General features: G+C 37.5%; 24 protein-coding genes. 11 read left to right on the top strand and 13 right to left on the bottom strand.

The features are described 5' to 3' along the window. Window positions 1-162 precede the first annotated feature (162 nt). The gene (locus tag DLJ74_RS13015) at window positions 163-1,341 is read left to right on the top strand and encodes a CynX/NimT family MFS transporter (RefSeq protein ID WP_109984797.1); all 1,179 of its coding nucleotides are present in this window, start codon (window positions 163-165) and stop codon (window positions 1,339-1,341) included. 113 nt (window positions 1,342-1,454) lie between these two features. Continuing rightward, window positions 1,455-1,769, top strand: a complete 315-nt coding sequence (locus tag DLJ74_RS13010) for a hypothetical protein (RefSeq protein WP_054861623.1) — start codon at window positions 1,455-1,457, stop codon at window positions 1,767-1,769. 194 nt (window positions 1,770-1,963) lie between these two features. Here DLJ74_RS13010 and DLJ74_RS13005 read toward each other — a convergent pair whose 3' ends face one another. Beyond that, window positions 1,964-2,383 (bottom strand): organic hydroperoxide resistance protein, encoded by a 420-nt coding sequence (locus DLJ74_RS13005; RefSeq protein ID WP_109984796.1) that lies wholly within the window; start codon window positions 2,381-2,383, stop codon window positions 1,964-1,966. A 332-nt stretch (window positions 2,384-2,715) separates the two neighbouring features. On the opposite strand from DLJ74_RS13005, the gene DLJ74_RS13000 reads away from it, so the two are divergent. Then, window positions 2,716-3,882 (top strand): iron-containing alcohol dehydrogenase, encoded by a 1,167-nt coding sequence (locus DLJ74_RS13000; protein WP_109984795.1) that lies wholly within the window; start codon window positions 2,716-2,718, stop codon window positions 3,880-3,882. Between the two features lie 265 nt (window positions 3,883-4,147). On the opposite strand, the gene ytzI is transcribed toward DLJ74_RS13000, so the two are convergent. The 4 genes from ytzI to DLJ74_RS12975 all read right to left on the bottom strand — a co-directional run bounded on the left by ytzI (window position 4,148) and on the right by DLJ74_RS12975 (window position 6,709). Further along, window positions 4,148-4,297, bottom strand: a complete 150-nt coding sequence (ytzI, locus tag DLJ74_RS12990; RefSeq protein WP_109984793.1) for a YtzI protein — start codon at window positions 4,295-4,297, stop codon at window positions 4,148-4,150. 280 nt (window positions 4,298-4,577) lie between these two features. After that, a complete protein-coding gene (locus DLJ74_RS12985; protein ID WP_054860665.1) occupies window positions 4,578-4,925 on the bottom strand; it encodes a DUF1360 domain-containing protein in 348 nt (115 codons plus the stop codon). 68 nt (window positions 4,926-4,993) lie between these two features. Next, window positions 4,994-5,923, bottom strand: coding sequence for a bile acid:sodium symporter family protein (locus tag DLJ74_RS12980; protein WP_109984792.1), 930 nt, complete (start codon window positions 5,921-5,923; stop codon window positions 4,994-4,996). A gap of 12 nt (window positions 5,924-5,935) precedes the next feature. Then, the gene (locus tag DLJ74_RS12975; RefSeq protein WP_109984791.1) at window positions 5,936-6,709 is read right to left on the bottom strand and encodes an ABC transporter ATP-binding protein; all 774 of its coding nucleotides are present in this window, start codon (window positions 6,707-6,709) and stop codon (window positions 5,936-5,938) included. A gap of 407 nt (window positions 6,710-7,116) precedes the next feature. On the opposite strand from DLJ74_RS12975, the gene DLJ74_RS12970 reads away from it, so the two are divergent. Next, a complete protein-coding gene (locus tag DLJ74_RS12970) occupies window positions 7,117-8,586 on the top strand; it encodes a catalase (protein WP_054860668.1) in 1,470 nt (489 codons plus the stop codon). Between the two features lie 46 nt (window positions 8,587-8,632). Here the strand turns inward: DLJ74_RS12970 and DLJ74_RS12965 are convergent, their stop codons facing one another. After that, window positions 8,633-9,490, bottom strand: a complete 858-nt coding sequence (locus DLJ74_RS12965; RefSeq protein WP_109984790.1) for a VanW family protein — start codon at window positions 9,488-9,490, stop codon at window positions 8,633-8,635. A gap of 347 nt (window positions 9,491-9,837) precedes the next feature. Here DLJ74_RS12965 and ectA point away from each other — a divergent pair, with 347 nt between their 5' ends. The 4 genes from ectA to DLJ74_RS12945 all read left to right on the top strand — a co-directional run bounded on the left by ectA (window position 9,838) and on the right by DLJ74_RS12945 (window position 12,904). Next, a complete protein-coding gene (ectA, locus tag DLJ74_RS12960) occupies window positions 9,838-10,347 on the top strand; it encodes a diaminobutyrate acetyltransferase (protein ID WP_277678205.1) in 510 nt (169 codons plus the stop codon). A gap of 86 nt (window positions 10,348-10,433) precedes the next feature. After that, the gene (gene ectB / locus DLJ74_RS12955; RefSeq protein ID WP_054860669.1) at window positions 10,434-11,702 is read left to right on the top strand and encodes a diaminobutyrate--2-oxoglutarate transaminase; all 1,269 of its coding nucleotides are present in this window, start codon (window positions 10,434-10,436) and stop codon (window positions 11,700-11,702) included. Window positions 11,703-11,770: 68 nt separating this feature from the next. Continuing rightward, the gene (locus tag DLJ74_RS12950; RefSeq protein ID WP_054788215.1) at window positions 11,771-12,157 is read left to right on the top strand and encodes an ectoine synthase; all 387 of its coding nucleotides are present in this window, start codon (window positions 11,771-11,773) and stop codon (window positions 12,155-12,157) included. Window positions 12,158-12,475: 318 nt separating this feature from the next. Continuing rightward, complete coding sequence (locus tag DLJ74_RS12945; protein WP_054788235.1) at window positions 12,476-12,904, top strand: YueI family protein; 429 nt, start codon at window positions 12,476-12,478, stop codon at window positions 12,902-12,904. Window positions 12,905-12,935: 31 nt separating this feature from the next. Here DLJ74_RS12945 and DLJ74_RS12940 read toward each other — a convergent pair whose 3' ends face one another. Further along, window positions 12,936-14,123 carry an aminotransferase-like domain-containing protein gene (locus DLJ74_RS12940; protein WP_109984789.1) on the bottom strand — a complete coding sequence of 396 codons (1,188 nt, stop codon included), beginning with the start codon at window positions 14,121-14,123 and terminating at the stop codon, window positions 12,936-12,938. Between the two features lie 474 nt (window positions 14,124-14,597). Here DLJ74_RS12940 and DLJ74_RS12935 point away from each other — a divergent pair, with 474 nt between their 5' ends. Next, window positions 14,598-15,596: a Gfo/Idh/MocA family protein gene (locus tag DLJ74_RS12935; protein WP_109984788.1), complete on the top strand. Its 999-nt coding sequence runs from the start codon at window positions 14,598-14,600 to the stop codon at window positions 15,594-15,596. A gap of 311 nt (window positions 15,597-15,907) precedes the next feature. Here DLJ74_RS12935 and DLJ74_RS12930 read toward each other — a convergent pair whose 3' ends face one another. From DLJ74_RS12930 to DLJ74_RS12920, 3 genes are all read right to left on the bottom strand, one after another. After that, window positions 15,908-16,702, bottom strand: coding sequence for an ABC transporter ATP-binding protein (locus tag DLJ74_RS12930; RefSeq protein ID WP_054788236.1), 795 nt, complete (start codon window positions 16,700-16,702; stop codon window positions 15,908-15,910). Next, on the bottom strand, window positions 16,695-17,687 hold the full coding sequence (locus DLJ74_RS12925) for an ABC transporter permease (RefSeq protein WP_109984787.1): 993 nt from the start codon (window positions 17,685-17,687) through the stop codon (window positions 16,695-16,697). The genes DLJ74_RS12930 and DLJ74_RS12925 overlap by 8 nt, the downstream gene beginning before the upstream one ends. An 81-nt stretch (window positions 17,688-17,768) precedes the next feature. Continuing rightward, the gene (locus tag DLJ74_RS12920) at window positions 17,769-18,761 is read right to left on the bottom strand and encodes an ABC transporter substrate-binding protein (protein WP_054860749.1); all 993 of its coding nucleotides are present in this window, start codon (window positions 18,759-18,761) and stop codon (window positions 17,769-17,771) included. 193 nt (window positions 18,762-18,954) lie between these two features. Here DLJ74_RS12920 and DLJ74_RS12915 point away from each other — a divergent pair, with 193 nt between their 5' ends. Beyond that, the gene (locus tag DLJ74_RS12915; protein ID WP_109984786.1) at window positions 18,955-20,076 is read left to right on the top strand and encodes an NAD(P)/FAD-dependent oxidoreductase; all 1,122 of its coding nucleotides are present in this window, start codon (window positions 18,955-18,957) and stop codon (window positions 20,074-20,076) included. A gap of 157 nt (window positions 20,077-20,233) precedes the next feature. On the opposite strand, the gene ilvD is transcribed toward DLJ74_RS12915, so the two are convergent. After that, window positions 20,234-21,925 carry a dihydroxy-acid dehydratase gene (gene ilvD / locus DLJ74_RS12910; protein WP_109984785.1) on the bottom strand — a complete coding sequence of 564 codons (1,692 nt, stop codon included), beginning with the start codon at window positions 21,923-21,925 and terminating at the stop codon, window positions 20,234-20,236. 120 nt (window positions 21,926-22,045) lie between these two features. Here ilvD and DLJ74_RS12905 point away from each other — a divergent pair, with 120 nt between their 5' ends. Further along, a complete protein-coding gene (locus DLJ74_RS12905; RefSeq protein WP_109984784.1) occupies window positions 22,046-22,585 on the top strand; it encodes a M15 family metallopeptidase in 540 nt (179 codons plus the stop codon). Between the two features lie 107 nt (window positions 22,586-22,692). On the opposite strand, the gene DLJ74_RS12900 is transcribed toward DLJ74_RS12905, so the two are convergent. Both DLJ74_RS12900 and fni read right to left on the bottom strand, forming a co-directional pair. Continuing rightward, entirely contained in the window at window positions 22,693-23,691 is a 999-nt protein-coding gene (locus DLJ74_RS12900; RefSeq protein WP_109984783.1) for an NAD(P)/FAD-dependent oxidoreductase, read from the bottom strand. Window positions 23,692-23,707: 16 nt separating this feature from the next. Continuing rightward, window positions 23,708-24,739, bottom strand: a complete 1,032-nt coding sequence (gene fni / locus DLJ74_RS12895) for a type 2 isopentenyl-diphosphate Delta-isomerase (protein ID WP_109984782.1) — start codon at window positions 24,737-24,739, stop codon at window positions 23,708-23,710. Window positions 24,740-24,809 lie beyond the last annotated feature (70 nt).

Here is a 24,809-nt window from a genome sequence, read left to right as displayed (position 1 = left end):
TAAGGAAATTTTTTTTATAAAGTTTTTGTGCTATCCTTTATAGGGTATTAGCTTACCATTTTTCTATCTATGAATTACGAAGATAGATAAGGTGTTCTTCTATTATATTAACATAATTTGTATGTGAATAGATATTAAAACTTATGAAACAGGTGAAAATCAATGCAGTTAACTAAAAAAAAGACAGTGCTTTTAATCATTGGAATTATTATACTTTCCTTCAATTTACGTCCTGCCATTACATCGGTTGGACCTATAATAGGTATGATTCGTGATGATTTATCCCTTAGTAACTGGAGCGTAGGGTTCATTACTAGTCTACCACTACTGGCATTTGCCTTCATGTCTCCAATTGCACCAAGGTTAGCAAATCGAATTGGAAATATGCGTGCATTACTGATTGGATTAATTATTTTAATGAGTGGAATTTGGATCCGATCCATTGCAACAATCGCTCTTCTCTATCTCGGAACCACGTTGGTTGGCGTTGGTATTGCGATCATTAACGTTATTCTTCCGAGTCTCATAAAAGGGAGCTTTCCTAGTAAAATTGGTATCATGACAGGATTATATACAACCTGTATGTCTACATTTGCAGCAGCTGGATCTGGTCTCAGTGTCCCACTAACATCTGGTATAGATCTCGGCTGGAAGTTGTCCCTGGCAAGCTGGAGTGTTATAACAATAATTGGAATAGCTATTTGGCTATTTGTGATGAAGAACACCCCAGCTGAAAAGGATTTAAAACTATATGAGCCTAGTGCTAGAAAGATGCTCAAATCTGGTATTGCTTGGCAGGTTACCATATTTATGGGGCTTCAATCCTTCTTATTTTATGTGACGATTTCATGGCTTTCTGAGATTCTGATCGCAGATGGATTTTTACCATCAACTGCCGGTTGGTTTGTCGCCTATATGCAATTTATAAGTCTTCCAGCAACCTTTCTTACCCCTATTATTGCTGGTAAATTAAAGAATCAAAGAAGTCTCGTTCTTGGTTTCGGTAGTGCAGGAGTTATCGGCTATATTGGGTTACTATTTCACTCATCCATTATCCTAACAACAATTTCGATTACGCTTATCGGTTTTACGTTAGGCTCTAGTATTAGCTTAGCATTAGCACTTCTAGGTCTACGGACAAAAAATGCCAGACAAGCTGCAGAGTTATCAGGGATGGCCCAGTCATTTGGATACCTTTTAGCTTCTGTAGGACCAATTATCGTTGGATTATTATTTGATCTTACTGGAAGCTGGGATAATTCTCTTATGGCCATTATCCTTGTAACGATCGTAATGATTGGCTTTGGTATTGGTGCTAGTCGCAACAAATATGTTTTATAAGGTGAAGCTTATCTAATTGATTAGACTCCGATCTTTCACTTGCTTTACGAATTGTCATCTGAAGCGTATAATGAACATATAATGAGAATGGTTTAAAAATGGAGGGATTAGAATTGAAAAAATATGTTGCCCTCATCTTCTTGTTCACTATTCTTATTCATGGCATGCTCCCGATTTCAACAGGAGCGATGCACCCTGTGCTCGTGATGGAGCATAGTATGGATGTCGCAGATCATTCGGTTTCGAAGACTGATTTTCAACCAGATAATTCACTATTCATTCTATCAGCATTTATTTGGAGTTCGATTCTGATTTCGATTGTATTAACTTCAAACGGAACTGCGAGTACAGAGATAAGAGAAAGAAAACTCATTCCAAAAATGTGTCAATCAAATTATTTGATCACCCACCTCTCTCTTAAAGGATAAGTTTAAGAAGGAGAGGAGGAGGTTTCATGCTTTGGGCGCGTTTTATTATGATCGGAATGTTTTCTATAACAGCTATTTCCCTATTTGTATATCAAGGGATAGAGGTTTTCCATGCATTTCAGGATCTTTTTCAAAATAAACAATAACTAAAAAGGCCCTTCACCTAATGTGGTGAGGGCCTCTTATTATGTTTTTTAAACTGCTTTTGTTTTTAACTCCACGTCAATGTTTCCTCTAGTTGCTTTGGAATATGGGCAGAAATCATGTGCAGCTTTTGCAAGCTCTTCTGCTTCTTCTTGAGATACACCTTTAATCTCTACATTCAAAACAACACCAATTTTAAATCCACCATCATCAGTGTCTTTAAGGAGACTTACTTCTGCAGTAATAGAGGAATCAATGTCCTTTTTTTGTTTAGAAGCCATTAGGTTTAATGCACCATCATAGCAGGCTGAATATCCTGCAGCAAATAATTGTTCAGGATTGGAGCCTGTACCACTACTATCACCTGCTGGATTCACTAGATTTAAATCAATTAACCCATCATCTGACTTTACATGACCATCGCGGCCACCTTTAGCAGTTGCTTTTGATGTAAATAATACATTACTCATACTTATCCACTCCTTTTTTTAATTAGAAAACTTGGCTTATCGTCGTAGCATTACTTAGCAAGAGTATTTTACTTGCTAAAGAATGACTTGTGCCCTTTGGGTGCAAGTAATGACGAAAGCCTAAGTTTTACTTATACTATCAACCAATTTTATGATAGTATATAAAACCATTAATGGCTTACATTTATATTCTACCAATACTATTCCTTTTTCTCCAAATATTAAACATTACTAGCTCGTGGCTAAGGATAAAACAAAATTCTTTACATAAATTAAGATTATTGCGATATTTAAAGATGTGGTTTCTATTATGGTGAATAGGAGGAAAAATCATGCAAAAATTCACATTTTACAATCCAACAAAGCTCTATTTCGGTAAAGGGCAGCTCACTAATCTATCTGATGAAATAACGAAGTATGGAGAAAATATTTTACTTGTATATGGTGGAGGAAGCATTAAGCGTAATGGCTTATATGATCAGGTTACCCAGATATTACATAAAGCAGGTAAGAAAATTTTCGAACTTAGTGGTGTTGAACCGAATCCACGAGTGACAACAGCAAGGAAAGGTATTGAAATTTGTAAAAAAGAACAGATAGATTTCATTCTCGCTGTTGGTGGAGGCAGTACAATTGATTGTACGAAAGCCATCGCGGTAGGAGCTAAATCTGAAACAGATATTTGGGATATTGTAACGAAGAAAGAAACTGCAAATGGAGCACTAGATTTCGGAACAGTACTCACCCTTGCAGCAACAGGATCTGAAATGAATTCAGGGTCTGTTATTACGAATTGGGAAACGAATGAAAAGCATGGTTGGGGTAGCCCCTATTCATTCCCTACTTTTTCTATTTTAGATCCAGATTTCACAAAAACTGTACCTAAGGACCAAACCATATATGGAATGGTAGACATTATGTCCCATGCATTAGAGCATTATTTTCATCATGAAGAAAATACTCTTCTACAGGATCGAATGGTAGAAGGCATTTTAAAAACGGTGATCGAGACAGCCCCTAAATTACTAGAGGATCTTAAAAATACAGATCATAGAGAAACCATTCTTTATAATGGAACAATGGCTCTTAATGGAATGGTAAATATGGGATATCACGGCGACTGGGCAACCCATAATCTAGAACATGCCGTTTCTGCCGTCCATGATATTCCGCACGGCGGAGGTTTAGCGATTCTTTTCCCTAATTGGATGAAATATGCTATTGACGAGAATGTAGGACGGTTCAAGCAATTAGCGATAAGAGTATTTGACGTGGATCCAGAAGGAAAATCTGATAAAGAAATTGGACTAGAGGGAATCGACAAGCTTCGAGACTTTTGGAACAGCATTGATGCCCCTTCCACACTTGGAGATTATGGTATAACAGACGATTCCATCGACGTAATGGCAGACAAAACAGTCATCGCAAAAAGTGAATTTGGCAATTTCAAAAAATTAAACAGAGCTGATGCAATAGCCATTTATAAAGCATCACTATAAATACAAATGCGGCACATTGTATGGATCAAGTTATCCTACAATGTGCCGTGAATTTTTGAGGAATGTATACATGGATGCTTTCTATATAATGGTAAAAGCCAGAATTTTCATCTTGGTAACAGTACATTGAATTGCTTAGATTACCAAGAGATATTTTTTTATCTTGGCGAAACGCTCTCATGTTTCTCTCTTTACCAGGATATATTCCTCTATCTTGAAAATAGTTCTTTCCATTGCTCTGATTAACACGACAAAACATCCTCGGTTATTCCTGTACGGATTGACTTTCTTTCTTTTGCTCCTCTGGTAACGGATCAATAGTATGCTTGTAGGCGTAACCTTTACTTAATGTCGCAACAGATAGGAACAATACTCCGATCACAATTACGATACAAATGATTAATATTATCCACATGACAGTAAATCCCCCATCATTCGTCATTTTCCATCATTATAACATACCTTCTAGAGCTAAGAATCTCCCAATCCAGCAGGAACACATTTTTTCTACTTTCCCGAACTTAATATTAGCGACTTACATATCTTAAAGCATGGTATACCTTTTAATCAAACATAAAGGAGAGAGATTTATGGGATATGAAAAGTCTACGAAAAAGGTCAATACGAATAAAAAATCCAGAAGAAGAAAGTCATGTGGTTGCTTGAGTTCCTTAAGAGGTGAAAGAAAATAGTGTTTAAATAAAATAGGAAATAATGACCTCAATGATTGCTGCCACTGCTGCAACAGCCAAAATGATTAGAATCGGCATGAACAATGAAGTAAAAAAGTGAAAGCCGATAAATAAAAGGCAAGCTACCCATATCCCTGTACACCAATGGCAGCTTAATAGTTCTCCTATCCATCGTCTTAAACCCGTCCCCTTATAAGAGATAATCTCTTCCACCGTACCATCTGATAAAGGCCTTTCCTCCCTTTCAAAAAATGGTGCTCGGATAAAACCAGTGATTTTATCATAGACAATAAGATGTGTAAGTCTAAAAGAAGCTAGTGATAATAATACAAAAGAGAGCCAAGTGATCAATTGGGCACCTACTTTCCTTTTTTTACTATCTTATTTTTGATTTGCCCAAAAGATGACTAATTCGAATGTTACTTTCGTATGAGTAGCTTGCTGTAAATGGAGGCAAGCACCTGCTGAAATAACATACCAACAACTACTGGTACCGCTACTGGACCAGGGAAGTATTGTACTGCGATAACAGCACCTGCACTTATATTTCTCATTCCACCACTAAATGTTAACGAGATCACATCCTTACCTGACCGCTTTAGCCATTTAGCTACAAGCCATGCAAGTAAATAGCCTGTTGCTGCAATGAAAAACATACATAGTGCAATCTTCAAAAGCTTCCAGTCTATTGCTTGTAAATAAGGAGCTACCTCCGCACTGTTAATCATAATAACGATCGCTAATGCCAATTTGGAGAATGGAGCAAGTCTTGGACTCCACACCTCATGAATCTTTCCCTTTGTCCATTCATGTAAAATCATCGCTAAAATAGATGGAATGACAATCATAATTAAGAGTCCTTTCATCATCGACCAAACCTCAAGCTCCACGGATTGACCAACCACAAAGGATAAACTCAATGGAACAATAAAAGGGGATAAAATCGTGTCGATCAATATAATCGATAAAGTTAAAGCAACATTTCCTTTATTCATGGATACCCATATAAAACTAGTGATACCTGTTGGAATAATCATCGCAATAACAAAACCCGTAATCGTTAATACATCCTCTGTAAATACTATCCATCCAACTAGCCATGCCCATAGTGGCATAATAAAATGCAACAAAATAAGAGCAATAATGATCGAAAGTGGATGAGATAAGACTCGATGTAGTGTAATAAAGTTTAAGCTTAAACTTCCAGCAAAGGTCATAAAGGCAAAAATATAAATAACCATTGCGTCAAAATGGCTAAAAAAGCTAGAAAAGCTAACACCTAACACAACACTTGAAGGTGCTATGAAAGGCATAATTCGTTGTAATAGTTGATTAAGCTGTCTTAACATAAAGAATGGCTCCTATTTTTTTTGGATGGATGGACGTTGGCCGTTCCAGCTAACTTCCACAGATATACCAAAAAACTCTGATAACCTTGTCGAAGTAATCATGTCACGACTATCTCCTTTCCCAAAGACAGTACCCTCTTTCAATAGAAGAGTTTTATTGAATTCTGGTAAAATCTCCTCTACATGATGGGTAACATATATAATGGTAGGAGAATGTTTTGCTGCAATATTCTCAATGGATTCTAACAATGCTTCTCTTGCAATAAAATCTAATCCATTTGTTGGTTCATCGAGAATTAAGAGCTTCGGATCGCCCATGAGTGCTCGAGCAATTAATACCCGCTGTTGTTCCCCTTGTGATAAGGTCTGAAATGTTTGATTAGCATAGTGAAAACATTTCAAATCTTTCAATAATTGCTGAGCTTTTGCTCTCATTTCATCCGTAGGCTCTTCATAAAGACCGATCGATGCAAAACCACCACTGAGCACAACCTGATAAGCACTATCTGATCCATACATCCGATCCTTTATTTTGGATGAAACAATGCCAATTTGCTGACGTAATTGTTCTCCTAATATATCTTGTCCAAATTGTTTCCCAATTACTTGTACTTTTCCGATTGTCGGAAAATAATAAGCACAAAGCATATGTAAGAGCGCTGTTTTTCCCGCACCATTTAATCCGAGTATTACCCAGTGCTCTCCCTGATTAATGGTCCAATCAATATCATGAAGAATCCATTTTCCACTTTTCTTTAATCCGACTTTCTCTAAGTCTAGTATCATTTCCTTCACCTCACCTAAATAGCTCTATCCTTCTTTTATAAACTTAAATTGTCCATTTCACAAATTTTTTGTATTTTTTCACCAAAACTATTGAAAATGATTCTCATTATCGATATAATGAAATCGTAGCACACTCACATGTGCCCGAAACATTCCCTTTACACATATCTTTTGTTACCCCCAATCAACAAAAGAGAAACAAACGCTTCTTTCCCGCTCCCTTAGGGTAGAAGCCTTTGTTTTTTTACTAAGGATGTTTCCCAATCCATGGAGCGCAACTATTTTTACATAGGTGCCTCTCTTTTTTTTTACTTTTTTAATTAAAATTATTTTAAATAAATATTGATTTTTATAAAACTTGTATTATAATAAAAGATGAATTATTTATAAAGGAGAGGTGCTTTTTAATGAGTGAAGATAAAAAATACTTAACGACAGCCTCAGGAGCTCCTGTTGGCGACAATCAAAATTCAATTACAGCGGGACATAGAGGTCCTACTTTAATCCAAGATGTACATTTACTCGAAAAACTTGCACATTTCAACCGCGAAAGAGTACCTGAACGTGTCGTGCACGCCAAAGGTGCAGGTGCACACGGCTACTTTGAAGTGACAAATGATGTATCAAAATATACAAAAGCTGATTTCTTATCAGAAGTTGGCAAAAAGACACCTATGTTTATTCGTTTCTCCACTGTTGCTGGGGAATTAGGTTCAGCAGATACAGTTCGTGACCCTCGTGGTTTTGCTGTGAAATTCTATACAGAAGAAGGAAATTACGATTTAGTTGGAAACAATACGCCCATCTTCTTTATTCGTGATGCAATAAAATTCCCAGATTTCATTCATACGCAAAAACGTAATCCACAAACAAACCTAAAGGATCCGAACGCAGTATGGGATTTCTGGTCATTATCTCCAGAATCTCTACACCAAATTACGTATTTACACTCTGACCGTGGTATTCCAGCAACTCTTCGTCATATGAACGGATATGGAAGCCATACATTTAAGTGGGTAAATAAAGACGGAGAAGCTGTTTGGGTAAAATATCACTTTATCTCCGATCAAGGTGTTAAAGGACTAGATCCAAAAGTTGCCGACCAACTCGCTGGAGAAAACCCTGACTATCATACAGCAGATCTATTTAATGCTATTGCCAAAGGGGATTACCCTTCTTGGACATTAAAAGTACAAATTATGCCAATTGAAGATGCTAAAACCTATCGATATGATCCTTTTGATGTGACAAAGGTATGGCCACATGCTGATTATCCATTAATTGAGGTAGGACGCATGGTGTTAGACAGAAACCCTGAAAACTACTTTGCAGAAGTAGAACAAGCTGCTTTCTCACCTGGACATTTTGTACCTGGCATTGAAGCATCTCCAGATAAAATGCTTCAAGGTCGTTTATTTGCATATTCTGATGCTCATCGTTATCGTATTGGAGCAAATCATGAAGCATTACCGATCAATCGAGCTAAATCTGCGGTAAACAATTACCAACGTGATGGACAGATGCGTTTTGATGGCAATGGTGGTAGTGCGCCAAACTATGAGCCTAATAGCTTTAGCGAAACACCAAAAGAAACACCGGAAAATAATATTACTCCATTTGAAGTAAGTGGTTTTGCTGATAGTGTCGCTTACGATAGTGATGACCACTATTCTCAACCACGTGCATTATTCCGTGATGTAATGAATGATGAAGAACGCGAACATTTAGTTCAAAACTTTGCTGATCACATGAGTGGAGTAACACGCGAAGGTATTATTGAACGTCAATTGGAAAACTTCTATAAAGTAGATCCAGAGCTAGCAGAAAGAATCGCAGCAAAATTAAATGTAGAAGTTCCAGCACATTTAAAAAAATAATAACGTAAAAAAGAGAGCATTGAATGGTGACATTTAATGCTCCTTTTTATTCATTACGATTCTCTACTATATCTGAAGAGTAAATTTCAATGATTACTTGCCCATTTTGTGTCTTAGATTGAATTAACAATGGCTGATTCAGACTATTTTTAAAGGTAAAATCAGGTCCATACCAGCTTACTGTTGCATCCCGTCCTGGAGGGACATAGGGTACCCTTTTACTATGGGAATATCGTTCTAAAATTTTTACTCCTGCCCTGTCGACTGCATTAAATAAAGTGGAAGATATTTGACAAATCCCGCCACCTATCCCCTCCGTTAACTCACCTTTCACAATTTCAGGTGCAGGAAGATATCCTTTTTCTTTCGTTCTTTTCCCTACTACTTCGTTGAAAGAAAATGTTTCTCCAGGAAAAACAACATGGTTATTAATTGCTTCTCCAGCAAGAGATATATTGTGAGCACGAGCTTTTTTATTTTGATTAAAATACGTAACATATTGTCCAATTTTATGTGTTCTTATATTCGCTAAAAGCTCTGTGTCTACTTTTGGATGGATCTCTACGACTGGTGCTTCTATTTGCGTAGTACTATTTTCAAAAAAATGGCGATAAAATTGTTCTTTAAATTTCTCCTGATGTAATTGAATTCCCACCTTTCCAGGTACAATGGACCCTTGGTCATTAATTGTAGCATTCAAAGGCTTCTGATAAATCTTTTCATTAATCCTCTTTATAAATTGTGTATAATTCCTTGTATCAATGATTTGTTCTTCCAGTAAAGGAACCGTAAAGTCAGATTTTTGAGCACTCGCCACCTGCTGACCATCAAAAGTCACGATTACTTCATTCTGAACAATGACTTGCGAAAACCATACGATAAAAGCTGCTATAATTGTCATCATAAAAATTCCTCCTTTCAATAGTATGAATTAGATCACATCATTTCATGTAGTAAACTTATTCTTCTATAGCTAACATTTTCTCATTATTTTATGTTTCGTATTTAGATAAAAAGGTTATAACTAAAAAGAACTGTGTCAAAAACAAATTCTGCTCATTTGTAAGGATACGTGACAATATCGAAGGATTTATAAACCTACGCCGAATTGAATGGCGCTCACCCTAACTCAAGCAGATTAAAACTGTTTAATCACTTTATAGGCAGTTTGCGATAAAGCCCAGTTCCCTTTATTATTAACAATGTACTATTTGAACAAGGAAACTTGGCCAAATAAGAAAGGAGTTCATTGTGACAGTTAATCATACTAGTAATGCTGCTGATATTATTTTAGAACATCCTACCAAAAAGGATGGAGCAGCGATGTGGGAATTAGTAACCAAATCAACTCTAGATACAAACTCATCTTACAAGTATATTTTGATGAGTGAATACTTTAATGAAACCTGTGTTATTGCAAAACAAAATGACCAAGTAATTGGTTTTATAACCGCATTTATCCCCCCTAAAAAGCAAAATACCGTTTTTATTTGGCAAGTAGGTGTAGACACCAATCAGCGTGGAAAAGGAATTGCTTCCAAAATGTTACATTTTTTATTAGAAAGCGAAGCATGTCAATCCATTCAATTTGTGGAAGCAACCATCACACCTACAAATCGTGCATCACAATCCTTATTTCAAAAGCTAGCACGTGATTTTCATACTGAAATTCACTCCGACGAGTTCTTTACGAAAGATATTTTTCCTGGAGATGAACATGAGGAAGAATGGAGATTCGTCGTGGGGCCAATTCAGCATTAAATCATCTGAATATTTTGAATTTTCAGATATTCAGTAGGATTTTTTTCAATCATCATTCTTATTTATAAATTAGGAGGAAATGATTAATGAGTAAACATATTAATATTATTAACGAACATGAATCTGTTGTACGTAGTTATGTACGCAACTTTCCAACAGTCTTTACGAAAGCAAAAAAACATCTAATGTGGGACGAAGATGGCAAAGAATTTATTGATTTCTTTTCAGGTGCCGGAGCTTTAAATTATGGCCATAATGATGATCACATGAAAAAGCAACTAGTAGATTATATTATGAATGACGGCATTACTCATTCCTTGGATATGGCCTCTAATGCAAAAGCAGAGTTTCTTGAGAAATTTCAAGACGTTATTTTAAAACCACGTGAATTAGATTATAAAGTCATGTTTCCAGGTCCAACGGGGACAAACAGTGTGGAGAGTGCATTAAAGCTAGCGCGTAAAGTAACTGGTAGAACAGATATTATTAGCTTTACAGGTGGTTTCCATGGTATGACAATTGGTTCTTTATCCGTAACTGGAAACTCCATGAAACGTAAAGGTGCTGGTATTCCACTTCAAAATACGGTAACGATGGCCTATGATAACTATGTTGATCACGATACCCTAGTATATTTAGAGCGATTCTTAGAAGACAACGGTAGTGGTGTTGCGATTCCAGCTGCTATGATTGTAGAAACCGTTCAAGGTGAAGGCGGAATTAATGCTGCTCGATTTGAATGGTTGAAGAATCTAGAGGACCTTTGCCGTCGCTGGGGTATTTTATTAATCATTGATGATGTTCAAGCAGGAATTGGACGAACTGGTACATTCTTTAGCTTTGAAGCTGCTGGAATTAAGCCAGACATTGTTTGTCTATCTAAATCATTAAGTGGTTATGGACTTCCACTCGCCGTAACGTTAATCAAGCCTGAGCTTGATATTTGGAAGCCTGGTGAGCATAATGGAACATTCCGTGGAAATAATCATGCATTTGTAACAGCTACAGCTGCTCTTGATTACTGGAAGGATGAATCCTTTGAAAAAGAAATTCATCAAAAATCCGAGGTTATTTATAGCTTCCTTGAGGATATTGTTTCAAAATATCCAGAGATCAAAGGAGAAGTTCGTGGTCGTGGATTCATGGTAGGAATTGCTTCAGAAGTGGAAGGCCTTGCTGCAAAAGTAACGGCAAAATGCTTTGATTTAGGTTTAATTATGGAGACGGCTGGTCCCAATGATGAAGTATTTAAGCTATTCCCACCTCTAAATATTCCAACAGAGGACTTACAAAAAGGGTTAGCTATAATTGAAGAAAGCATTAAACAATTAGTAAAAGATCCAGTAGCAAATTAAATATGTGTAAAAGGCTTTTATGATGAAGCCTTAAATATATAGAAATTTTAACAGGAGGAATACTTTTTATGAAAGTAGTAAAACTAGCAGATGTATTAGGTACAGAACATGATGTAGATGGAGGTACTTGGGTAAGTCGCCGTCTAATCAATAAAAAGGATGGAATGGGCTATTCCGTTAATGATACAATTATTAAAGCAGGTACAGAAACTCACATTTGGTACCAAAACCATTTGGAATCAGTATATTGTATTGAAGGAGAAGGCGAAGTTGTCACATTGAGTGATAATAAAGTATGGCCAATCACTAAAGACACTCTATATGCACTTGATCAACATGATGAACATCTATTACGAGCAAAAACCGATATGCGTATGGTTTGTGTATTTAATCCACCATTATCAGGTAAAGAGGTTCATGATGAAAATGGTGTTTATCCAGTTGATGAAGATTAATAATTGACTAGAACAACCCCAGTTCTTTTGTTGATATAACATTCTTATCCGAAAACTCCTCAAATTTGAGGAGTTTTTTCTTGCTCTTTCTATATAATTAGTGTTAAAAATAATGTATCTTCTACTACTTTTACACGTTAGGAAAATATAAAATCTTAGCAAGGAGAAACTCGACGTAGTGGTTTTGAAATGTACAAAGTATAAGAAAAGCTAACGTATCCGCTAAAAGACAAGCGAATGCAAGTTTTTCTAATATAGAACATATAGATATTGTAGTAATCTCCTTATAAGAAGGATGAATCTATGAGAGGTGGAAAGATGCCTAAGAAGGATGTTCAGGATTATATTCAAGAAGGTGTATATGGTCCAAAAACGATTAAACTAGATGAAAGAAAGAAGTTCCTCGGTACAATTAGGGAACGTGTTATTCTTGCTTTAACAAAATCAGAAGTGCGCAGTGGTAAGGGAATAAAAGAAATGCAACAACTAGCAAAAACCTACCCTAAAGCTACCATGCTCATGAATGGAAATATGAGCTTTCGTTATTTTAAACCTTACCGTGACTTAGCTGGAACTTTAAAAATACATTATACCTCTGTCTCGAACAAAAATGTTTCCAGTGACTATGGCCTCGTTCTCACTTCCGACCATGCCATTGATAAAGAGGATATTTTTTTACAGGAAACAAAGCCGGTACAATTAACGAAAGCTAATAAACCATGGTGGAAAAAGCTTTTCGGCCTATAAAAAGAAGAACCCAAAATCTTTGGGTTCTTCTTTAAACATTCATTTGAGTAGATTCAAGTATGTGTACTAATCTCTCCATCCCTGTTTGGATGAGTTCTGGTTTAGAATTAGTAAAGTTAAGACGCATGGTGTTTTGTTCTGGATTAGATACATAGAACGGTGCTCCTGGTACATAAGCAACACCTGCTTTAACCGCTTCATTTAAAAGCTTAGTCGTGTTTATATATTCTGGTAAGGTCACCCAGAAGAACATCCCGCCCTTTGGTTCGATATACGATAAACCCTCTATTTTTACAGAATCCAATAATTCTTTCATCACAATCATTCGTTCATAATACGTCTCTCGGATTAATTGAATATGGGCATCCAAATCAAAATCTTCCAAAAGATGAACCAATGCATGCTGACTAATGGAGTTTGTGTGTAAATCCGTTGCTTGTTTGGCTTGCGCCATAATTCGAATAATTTGATGTGGACCAACAATCCAACCAATTCTCATAGCAGGTACAACGGTTTTAGAAAAAGTACTTGTATATAGAACCAGTTCATTTTGATCAAGGGAGGCAATAGAAGGTGGTGCCACATCTGTATCAAATTTTAATTCGCCATAGGGATCATCCTCAAAAATAACCACATGGTATTTTTCTGCTAATGCTAATAATTTTTTTCGTCGTTCTAAGGACCACACCTTCCCAGTGGGATTAGAATAAGTTGGAACAACATAGATACATTTCGGTTTAAGCTTCGTTATTTTATCCTCCAAATCTGAAATGACCATACCTTCTTCATCAGAGTCTACTGCTACAACCTTTGTTTCATATGACTCAAAAACCTGTAATGCAGCTAGATAAGTTGGATTTTCCGTTAAAATAATATCCCCTTTATTAAACATCACTCTAGAAAACAAGTCGATTGCCTGCTGGCTCCCTGAGGTGATCAATATATTTCCCGGATCCCTATCGATACCTTTTTTTCGCATCTGCTCAGCTAAAGCATTTTTTAACGCAGGTACACCTTCTGTTTCTCCATATTGTAATGTCTTACTACTGGTTGTTATTGCTTTATGAAATGCTTCATCTACTCCCTTTACAGGAAAAAGACTTTCCTCTGGTAATCCGCCAGCAAATGAAATAATATTGCCTTCATTAATTACCTTCAATATATCCCTTACAGCAGATGATTTTAAAAATTTTACGCGTTCAGAGAAACCATACTTCAACCCACTCACTCTCCCGTATATGATGTTAAGACCTATAAAAAGACTTATTTAATTATTTGCCTCTTATTTATGTTGAAATTTTTAGATATTTCAAACTATTCTAGTGAACAGTCTTCATTTAAGAGTATACTGTTCATATAGAAACCCAGTAGCTTACATTATCATCGATTATTGCTTGTAGTGTAAACCTTTCCTCTCATGTTATTCACGAGATCTCTGCATAAACTGTTCAGTTTTTTGATATATTTGAAGTATCGTAGAGAATTCTTATGACTGATTATATCATAGGCTTTGGCTTAAGCATACCAAAATTCATCTCCATCTACTCAATGTCCTTTTACATTCCTTAATGATCGAAGAGATACTTCTATCGGATATCCGTTAAATATTACTTGTATTAAATTATTATGCAAAAATATAGGGATTTGATATACTACAAGGAAAGCGCATACATACGAATAAGGAGTGAGAGACATGTTAAACGTAGCATTATTAAGTAGATGGCACGTACATGCTGATGATTATGCACAACAAGCAAAAGCAAATGATGGAATAAATATTAGTGCCGTATGGGATGAAGACCTTGAACGTGGTAAGAAATGGGCAGATGAATTAGATGTTCCATTTTATGAAGATTTAGACGAATTATTATCTCAATCAGATATTGATGGGGTAATTGTAGATACACCAACTAATATGCACAAAGATGTCATCATGAAAGCAGCGAAAAATAAAAAGCATATTTTTACAGAAAAAGTGTTAGCAATTACGGTATCGGATTATCAAGAGATTGTTGCGACAATTGAAGAGGCTGGGGTAGTGTTAATGGTTTCTTTACCGAAATTAACAGATGATTATTATTTGCGCGCACAGAAAGTGTTAGATGATGGTACTTTAGGTAAGCTTACAACGATTCGTTGCCGCTTTGCACATAATGGTGCCGTTCCATCAAAAAATAGTGCAACAGGCTGGCTTCCAGCACATTTCTTTGATAAAGTGCAATGCGGAGGTGGGGCATTAATTGATTTAGGTGCACACCCTATCTACTTAACTAATCGTTTAGCAGGGCCTGCTCGATCTTTATCAGCAATGTTACAATCAACTAGCGATCAGTACGATGTGGATGACAATTCGGTAGTCTTAGTAGAATATGAATCTGGAGCAATTGGTATCCTAGAGACTAGCTTTTTATCTAGTGGAAGTCCATTCCAATTAGAATTATATGGTACAGAGGGTACTTTATTGGTAGAAGAGCAATCTGTTCGTTTAAAAACAGATACAGACTGGGTGGATGTGACAGACACTGTTTATGAACCAATGCCAATGGAGCAATGGGTGCATGCCATCAATAAGACAGCAGAACCAAGTCTGAAAGCAGAAGATTTCTACCATCTTACCCTTATTAATCAAGCAGCAGCACAATCAAATGAGACTGGTGAAAGAGTACTACTAGATAAAGTAGCAAACAACTAACTTATCATCAAAAACTTGCTTTCTTTTACTTAAAGTAAAGAACTTAAGTTTATTATAGAGAAGTAATATTTTTATTCGTGTTAAGCTAAGGTTTACCACGTCTATTAGCGTAAAGATGTCCCTTTTCGGGCTCTTTATTTTTTTAGTTTTAGATACTTCATTTCCTATGAATTAAAAAACGAAATCCTATGAAGGGAACAAACGAGTTACATTTCGTCTCGATTTCAGCTACGTGCATTACTCCCTGCTAAAATCTCCTTATCATGTTAAAAAGACAGCTACTTTTGTAAAGTAACTGCCTAAAATTAATATTAACCTAACACCGCTCGATCGTTATCCATTTGCTTTCCACGTATCCGTTGGAATTCTGCTAATAATTTTTCGATCGTAAGTGCTTGTTTTTCTTCACCAGAAACCTCTAGAATAATTTGACCTTTATCCATCATAATCAGTCGATTTCCTAGGTCTAATGCCTGTTGCATATTATGTGTGACCATTAAAGTAGTTAATCCAAATTGTTCGACTACTTCTCCTGTAAGCTTGGTTATTAAATCTGCTCGAGACGGATCCAGTGCTGCTGTATGCTCATCTAATAATAAAATATTTGGCTCAGTAAAAGTCGCCATCAAAAGAGAAAGTGCTTGACGTTCCCCACCTGATAGTAAACCTACCTTTGCATTCAAACGATTTTCCAATCCTAAATGCAAAGTAGCAAGATGCTCTTTAAAAAGAGACTTTCTTCTCTTACTTACTCCATACTTCAATGTACGCTTTTTATTCCGAGCATAGGCCATTGCAAGATTCTCTTCGATCGTCATCGTTGGAGCCGTTCCAGCCATAGGATCCTGAAATACACGTCCAATCAGACGAGAACGTTTATACTCTGGTAGCAAAGTTACATTTTTCTCATTAATTTTAACAGATCCGACATCAGGCTTTAACGAACCTGAGATCATATTCATCAAAGTTGACTTTCCAGCACCATTACTACCAATTACTGTAACAAAATCGCCTTTTTCTAATTGAAGGTTCACAGTTTGTAATGCCTTTTTCTCATCTAAAGTTCCTTCATTAAACGTAATGGAGATGTTGTTTAAACTAAGCACCTTTACCCTCCTCTCCATTTTCAAGCATCCGTCGTTTTTTCTTTTTTCGGACAGCTTCTTTTCGAGTTGTTATTATTTTTGGCATAACTAATGCCGCAATAACAATAATTGCTGTAATCAGCTTCGTATCTCCAGCTTCCAAAAACTTCGCCTTTAACGCTAATGTTAGCACAATCCGGTAGACAATCGCTCCACAGACAACGGCTAATGTTGTTCTGGCAATGGTTTTTGTACCAAAGAGTGCTTCACCAATAATAACAGAGGCTAATCCAATTACGATCATACCGATACCCATTCCAACATCGGTAAAACCACCGTATTGTGCAATAAACGCACCAGACAATGCTACTAATCCATTCGAAATACCTAATCCTACGATGGTTAAAATATCAGTATTTGCCGAGAAGCTTCGAATCATTTTCTCATTGTCACCTGTTGCACGTAGGGCGAGTCCTACTTCTGTCTTCAAGAAGTAATCTGTTAAAAGCTTGATTAGTAATGTAACGATAATCATAATAATTAGAACAGCCCAAGTACTAGGTAAAGGGTCTATATTTAGTGCAGCTAACATATCGTTTAGCAACGTATCAATACCTAATGTGCCCCAAAATCCTTCGATTTGCTTAAATAAGGTGGGCTCATTCAACAGTGCAACATTTGATTTTCCACCCATTATCCGTAAATTAATCGAATATAAAGCTATCATCATTAAAATCCCAGATAGCAAGGGATTTATCTTCCCTTTCGTATTCAAAATTCCAGTTATCATCCCTGCAATAAATCCAGCAATTAAAGCATAAAAGGTTGCCAAAACAGGTGGTACACCATTCACTATCGACACAGCCGCAACTGCTCCACCTGTTACAAAGCTCCCATCTACCGTTAAATCTGGAAAATCTAAAATACGAAACGAAAGATAGACACCTAAAGCCATTAGTGCATAAATCACTCCTGACTCAAAGGCCGTAAAAATTGATATAAACATGTCTATCTTCCTCTCTATCCTATAACAAGCATTTTGTGAGAAAACCTCGACACCAACTTCATGTCGAGGTTTTTCTTCATTCTATTCTTCGTTGACTTCTACTAGCTCAGCATCCTTTTCCCAGGCACTATTCCATTCAATACCTTGGGCTTCTGCTGCATCTTTATTAAGATATAGATCGATTTCTGGTGGATATTCTACAGGAATATCTGCAGGAGTTTTCTCACCAGTTAAAATTTCTACTGCCATTTCTCCAGTACGATAACCGATATCGTAATATTCAAAACCGTAAGCTGCAAAGCCTCCACGTTTCACTGAATCTGGCTCTCCTACGATTAACGGAAGATCTTGTTCTTCTGCTACTCCAACAACCGTTTCTAACGCAGAAACAACGGTATTATCGGTAATAATGTAAAATAAGTCTGCTTCTCCGACTAAGGAAGTTGCCGCTTGCTGTACCTCTGAAGAGTTACCAACGGTTGCTTCAGCAGTGCTCAAGCTAGTTCCTTCCACCGCTTCTTTCACAGCTTCGATTTGAGCAATAGAATTAGCTTCACCAGAATCATAAATTAATCCAATAGTGGCATCCTTAAAATTTTGATCAATAAATTCAATGGTCTTCGTAATGGCCTCTGGGTGAAGATCAAGTACACCAGTAATATTCTCACCTGGCTGATCCATTGACTCAACTAGCCCTGCTCCTGCCGCGTCTGTTACAGATGTAAATAGAACCGGAATACCATTAGAGGCTTGTAGAGCACTTTGTGCACTTGGTGTGGAGTTAGCAAAGATTAAATCGACTCCATCTGCCACAAAGTTATTCGCAATGGTCATAGCATTATTTTGATCATCCTGAGCACTTTGGAAATCATATTCTACGTTTAAACCAGCATCTTCAATTGCTGCTTGAAATCCTTCATATGCTGAATCTAGAGACGGATGTTCTACAATTTGTGTTGCACCGATTGTGTATGTTTCTCCATCTCCTGACGAATCACTTTCTCCTTCTGTTCCACAAGCTGCTAGAACACTCATAGCCATTGCTACCAACAGTAACAAAATCCCTTTTTTCATCATTTTTATTTATTTCCCCCAATTTCTTCATTAAATGAACAGCAAAAATAGTTATGATACATTATAGCATATGTTTTTGTCCAATAGTATACTTTCTTTATGATTTTACGCGTGAAATTAATGGAATTCTTGCTTGGTTCGACAAAATACTGCAAACTATGGATAGGTGCATACAGAAAAAGGTGATGAATAGATGGCTAATGTTATAGTAATTGGTGGAGGAATTGTAGGTTTATCGGTTGCTTATTATCTAGCAAAAGAAAACGTTGAAGTAACCCTTGTCGATGCTGACCATACTGGGCAGGCAACTACTGCTGCAGCAGGAATCATTTGCCCGTGGGTTTCACAGCGTAGAAATAAAAAATGGTATCAGCTTGCCAAAAACAGTGCTAGCTTTTATCCAACACTTATCGATGAACTGAAGAATCAAGGTATTTCCACTACAGGATATAAACAGACGGGAGCTCTTGTTATCCGTAAGGAAGAGAAAACACTACAAAAAATATATGAGATGACCCAGCAGCGCCTGGTCGATGCTCCTGAAATCGGGGAGGTTACTCGATTAAATGTTGCGGAAACAAAGCAAAGATTTCCTTTACTTGATGAAAAGTATCAATCCATTTACGTTAGTGGTGCAGCTAGAGTAAACGGTGGAAAATTGCGAAAATCCTTACTAGAAGCTTGCATGAACCATGGAGTAAAAATAATCACTGGAGAAGCAAGCTTAGTGAAAACAGCCAACCATGCAAATATCAAAGTGAACGACACTCTTATTGAAGCAGATCAAATTGTTTTAGCCAATGGGTCCTGGTTTTCCACTATTGTGGAGTCCTTAGGGTTAAATGGATTGATCAGACCACAAAAAGCCCAAATTGTCTCCTTAAAATGGAAGGAGGATGACACAGGTGATTGGCCAGTAATTATGCCAAGAGGAACACACTACATTGTTCCTTTTGAACACGGGCAAATTGCAGCAGGTACTACACATGAGGATGATGTTGGTTGGGATACACATGTGACGCCAATAGGTTTACAAAAAATCTTTTCGGATCTGAGAGAGGTAGCACCTGCTTTATTAAGCAGTGCTTTAGTAAAGGTAAATGTAGGATTTCGACCCGTTGCTCCAGATTTTTTACCAGTCTTCGGCAGGCTCCCTGGTTATGAAAGAATTTATGCTGCCAATGGCCTTGGCTCCTCTGGTCTAACTACTGGTCCTTTTATCGGAAGAGAGCTCGCCAAAATGATATTAAGAAAAGATGGGATTTTAGATGCGAAAGATTACCCGATTCACTCCATTATAAAATCTTCTGAATAAACAGATAGTTAATTTCTTCGGTTCCTGTGCTATTGCCAAGATATGTACTTTTATCTTGGCTTTATCGTACAGTAATTCGGTTATTCCCAAGCTATTTATCCTACTGTTAAAATGAAAAAGTGGAGAAACCAAATTGGCTTCTCCACTTTTTATGTTTTTATTGATCGTTTCTTCTAATAAAGTCAGTGACAGCACCTTGTGAGGAACAGGAGACATTATGAGCATATTTCCCAAGTACTCCGCGTTTGTAAAGTTCTGGAGCTTTCCAATTGGCACGGCGTTTTTCTAATTCTTCATCGGAAACATCCATAGTAATCTCTTTCAATTCAGAGTCAATGGTTACCATATCCCCTTCTTCTAATAGGCCAATTGGCCCTCCAACCTGTGCTTCTGGTGCAATGTGACCGACAACGAGTCCATGGGTACCACCTGAAAATCTACCATCAGTTAGTAAAGCAACCTTTTGCCCTAAGCCTTTTCCTACTAGAATCGCAGAAATAGAGAGCATCTCAGGCATTCCAGGCCCACCCTTTGGCCCCACATAACAGATTACTAGAACATCGCCTTCTTTAATTTCATTGTTCATCACTGCATTTGTTGCTTCCTCTTCTGTATTAAATACACGAGCAGGACCTGTGTGACGTTTAACCTTAACACCAGAAACCTTTGCTACAGCACCATTTGGTGAGAGGTTTCCTTTTAACACAACGAGTGGTCCATTTTCACGATATGGATTACTTAATGGATGGATGATATCTTGGTCATCAGATAATACCGGTGCATCTTCATAGTTCTCGGCAATCGTCTTGCCAGTTACCGTTAAACAATCTCCATGTAAAAATCCGTTGTCTAGTAGGAGACGCATAACAGCCGGAACCCCACCGATATTGTGTAAATCCTCCATAACGTATTTTCCACTTGGCTTTAAATCTGCTAAATGAGGTACTTTTTCTTGGATACGATTAAAGTCATCCATTGTTACGTCCACTTGCGCAGCATTCGCAATAGCTAATAAATGGAGTACCGCATTCGTTGATCCACCTAATGCCATTACAGCAGTAATCGCATTTTCGAAGGCTTTTTTCGTTAAAATATCTTTTGGATATATGCCTTGTTCTAATAGTTTGTAGGCAGCTTCTCCCGCTTTACGACAATCCTCTGCCTTTAATTTGGATTCAGCAGGGTTAGAGGAGCTACCAGGTAAGCTCATTCCAAGCGCCTCTACCGCTGTGGCCATTGTATTCGCAGTATACATACCACCACAAGACCCAGCTCCCGGGCAAGCAGCACATTCAATTCCTCTTAATTCCTCGTCATCTATATCCCCATTGTTATGTTTCCCAACGCCCTCAAAAACAGAAACGATATCCAGTTTTTCACCATTGCGGAAGCCTGGTGAAATCGTACCACCATATACGAATACTGCTGGAACATCGGAACGAGCAATCGAGATTAAGCATCCAGGAATATTTTTATCACAGCCTCCAATCGCTACATATGCATCTAGATTCTCCGCCCCTACTACTGTTTCGATAGAGTCTGCAATGACATCACGACTCGGAAGAGAATAGCGCATGCCAGACGTCCCCATTGAAATACCATCAGAAACGGTAATCGTATTAAAGATCATAGGCACACCGCCCGCAGCTTTAGCCCCTTCTTTTGCACTAATTGCTAGATCATCTAAGTGAATATTACAAGGTGTAACCTCACTCCATGTACTAGCGATCCCGATCATTGGTTTTTTAAAGTCCTCGTCTGTTACACCTACCGCACGAAGCATAGCACGGTTTGGCGCACGCTTGGAATCATCAAACACTTTACTCTTGATACGTAAATCTTTCCCCATACCTTTTGCCTCCCAACCATTATCTTCGAAAATATATAGAAATCTATTTCTATCAAATCTCAATACAGATATAGTATCATATATTTAGGATATACGAAATGTCTCATAAAGGAGAAAATAATGAAAATTCGCAAAATTTTTATTTTTTTATTGTTGATTTTAGTATTATTTGGAAGCTATCAGTACTATTTATACCAAAAATATCAAGACAGACCTATGCCTACAGACCTTCATCCACTAGTCAAGCAAGCAAGGGATGATTTAATAAAAAGGACAGCATCCATCGGAATACCGATTTTAATTACAGATGATTTCCGTTCCATTGCAGACCAAGACCAAATTTATGAACAAGGAAGGACAACAGAAGGCAGTGTTGTCACTTACGCAAAGGGAGGAGAATCTTACCATAATTATGGGTTAGCTATTGACTTTGCCCTCTTACCACAGCCGGATCAAGCAAGCTGGGACATGGAATATGATGGGAACAATAATGGAAAGAGTGACTGGATGGAGGTAGTTGAAATAGCGAAGGATTTAGGGTTTAGCTGGGGTGGCGATTTTACTCGTTTTAAAGATTACCCTCACTTGCAGATGGATTTCGGCTTGAGTATTCGCGACCTACAAAGAGGAAAAAGACCAAGCGATGTTTTAGATGAATAGAGCGTGATGTTCTATATGCCCCTCTGAAGTTCTATCATTAGGAGTTACTTTCACGTTGACATCGCGCTCTAAAGTCTGCGGCATTAACAATTGATGGGCACTAGCAATTATCGGTAAATAACGGTACTATACAATTGCTCGGTCGCTTTAGGATCAATCATTAGATGAGCATGATTCACAGCAGTGATTGCTTCTGTATATCCCGAAGCGATTAAGGTGGTTTTACCTGGATATTGGACAATATCACCTGCAGCAAAAACCCCTTCAAGGTTTGTCTTCATTAAAGGCGTTACAGGTATCCTTCCCTTTTCGATTTGAATTCCCCATTGTTCAAAAGGCACTGCTTGAAGCTCTAAACCATGATAAGTAAGCAACTTATTCGCCTCCATCACAATACGTTGCCCCTTCTCTTTTATCTCTATATGGGTTAGCTCTTGTCCCTCGACGATGAAATCCGTCATTTCTACTTGGTAATATACCTTCACCTTACTCTTATATAGGCTGTCTATATCTTCATCTTTCACTTGTAGAAACTTGTCTGCAGGATTAATCAGTGTCACTTCTTTCGCTAAGCCTTCTAAAAACAATGCCCAACCAACACCTACTTTGCTATTTGAAGAGATCACGACTTTTTTCCCTTCATAGTTAGCTTTATGCATTAGCGTTGTAGGAACGGATTCTTTAAAGACAGAATGAGGTAAATTAGGCCATTCAGAAGGTCTTTTCGTATGAAACGTCCCTGAACCTGTCGCAATTAAAACGGTTTTGGCGGTAACTATATGACCTTTAGCTGTTTCTAGCTGAAACAAATGATTGACTTTCGTTAGCTTCTCTACAAAATCCCCCATTACCACCTCAGGCTGATGACGTTTTGCTTGTTCAATCATATTCTCTACTAATGCTTCACCAGAAATATCGGGAAAGCCACCGACATCATAAATGATCTTTTCAGGAAGAAATTGCATAACCTTGCCACCAAGCTGCTCTTGTGCCTCTATGAGCATAACCTTCATCTCTCTCATTGTTGCATAGTAAGCAGCAAAAAGTCCTGTCGTTCCTCCACCAATGATAATTAAATCAACGCACTCTTCTACTCTTTTCCCCATAAATTCTCTTCCTTTTTTATGAAAGTATTTGTAATCTGTCCGTAGCCTTTAATTCAGAAATATTCTCCACTCCGATTCCGAACATCGCTATCTTCAGTTCTAGCTCTCTCGTTTGCATCCATTCCATTAATGCTTCCGGAGATTTTATTACTTCCTTTAACACCGAGCGAGCAAATCCTACATGGCTAGCCCCTAGCGCTAGAGCTTTAGCAGCATCTAAACCATTTCGAATACCACCACTTGCCATAAGCTTTTGATTCGGCAATTTTTCACTAATATTAAATAAACACTCTGCTGTCGGATTGCCCCAGCTTGCAAAAGCTTCTGCGGCTTGTTTTTTTATCGGTTCATTGGAACGTAATTTTTCGATTTGACTCCAGGAGGTTCCTCCTGCACCAGCTACATCAACAAAAGCTATCCCAACATCGATGAGACGTTTGGCTACATCCTCATCTATCCCGAATCCAACTTCCTTCACCCCTACTGGAACCGGAAGATTCTTTACGAGCCTTTCGATTTTCGGTAATAGATAAGAGAAATTAACGTCACCACCTTGTTGAATAATCTCTTGAATGGAATTCAAGTGTAACACAAGCGCATCTGCCTCTGTCCACTCTAAAATTTGTTTTACTTCTTTAATTTCTATCCCATAATTAAGCTGTACAGCACCGATATTTGCAATAATTGGAATGGTCGGTGCAAATCTTCTCACTTGAAAGGAGCTTCGATACTTATCACTCTCTAGCATCACTCTAGTAGATCCTAGGGCAAAAATCCATCCCCGTTCCTCTGCTGCAATGGCCAGATTCTGATTTATCGATTCAGCAAGCGCTGCTCCTCCAGTCATGGAGCTAATCAAAAAAGGGGTAGGAAGTAGGTGATGAAAAAAACTTGTTGCCAAATCTATTTGATTAAAATCAATCTCTGGTAATGCATTATGCTTAAAACGATAACGGTCGAATCCGTTAGTGATATTACGGCCTAGTGCCTCGTCTGACAAGCTCAGCTCTATATGTTCTTGTTTTCTACGATGAATAGAGTCTGTCATCTGATCCTTCCTTTCTTATCTCTTTTGCTTCCAATGTGTAAGTGTATCCAATTTGATATATACTATATAT

It is taken from the genome of Gracilibacillus dipsosauri (genome assembly GCF_003176895.1).
In the GTDB taxonomy this organism is placed as follows: Bacteria; Bacillota; Bacilli; order Bacillales; family Amphibacillaceae; genus Gracilibacillus; species Gracilibacillus dipsosauri.
Note: the sequence above shows the minus strand (reverse complement) of the source record. Positions and strands in the feature narration are given on the sequence as shown.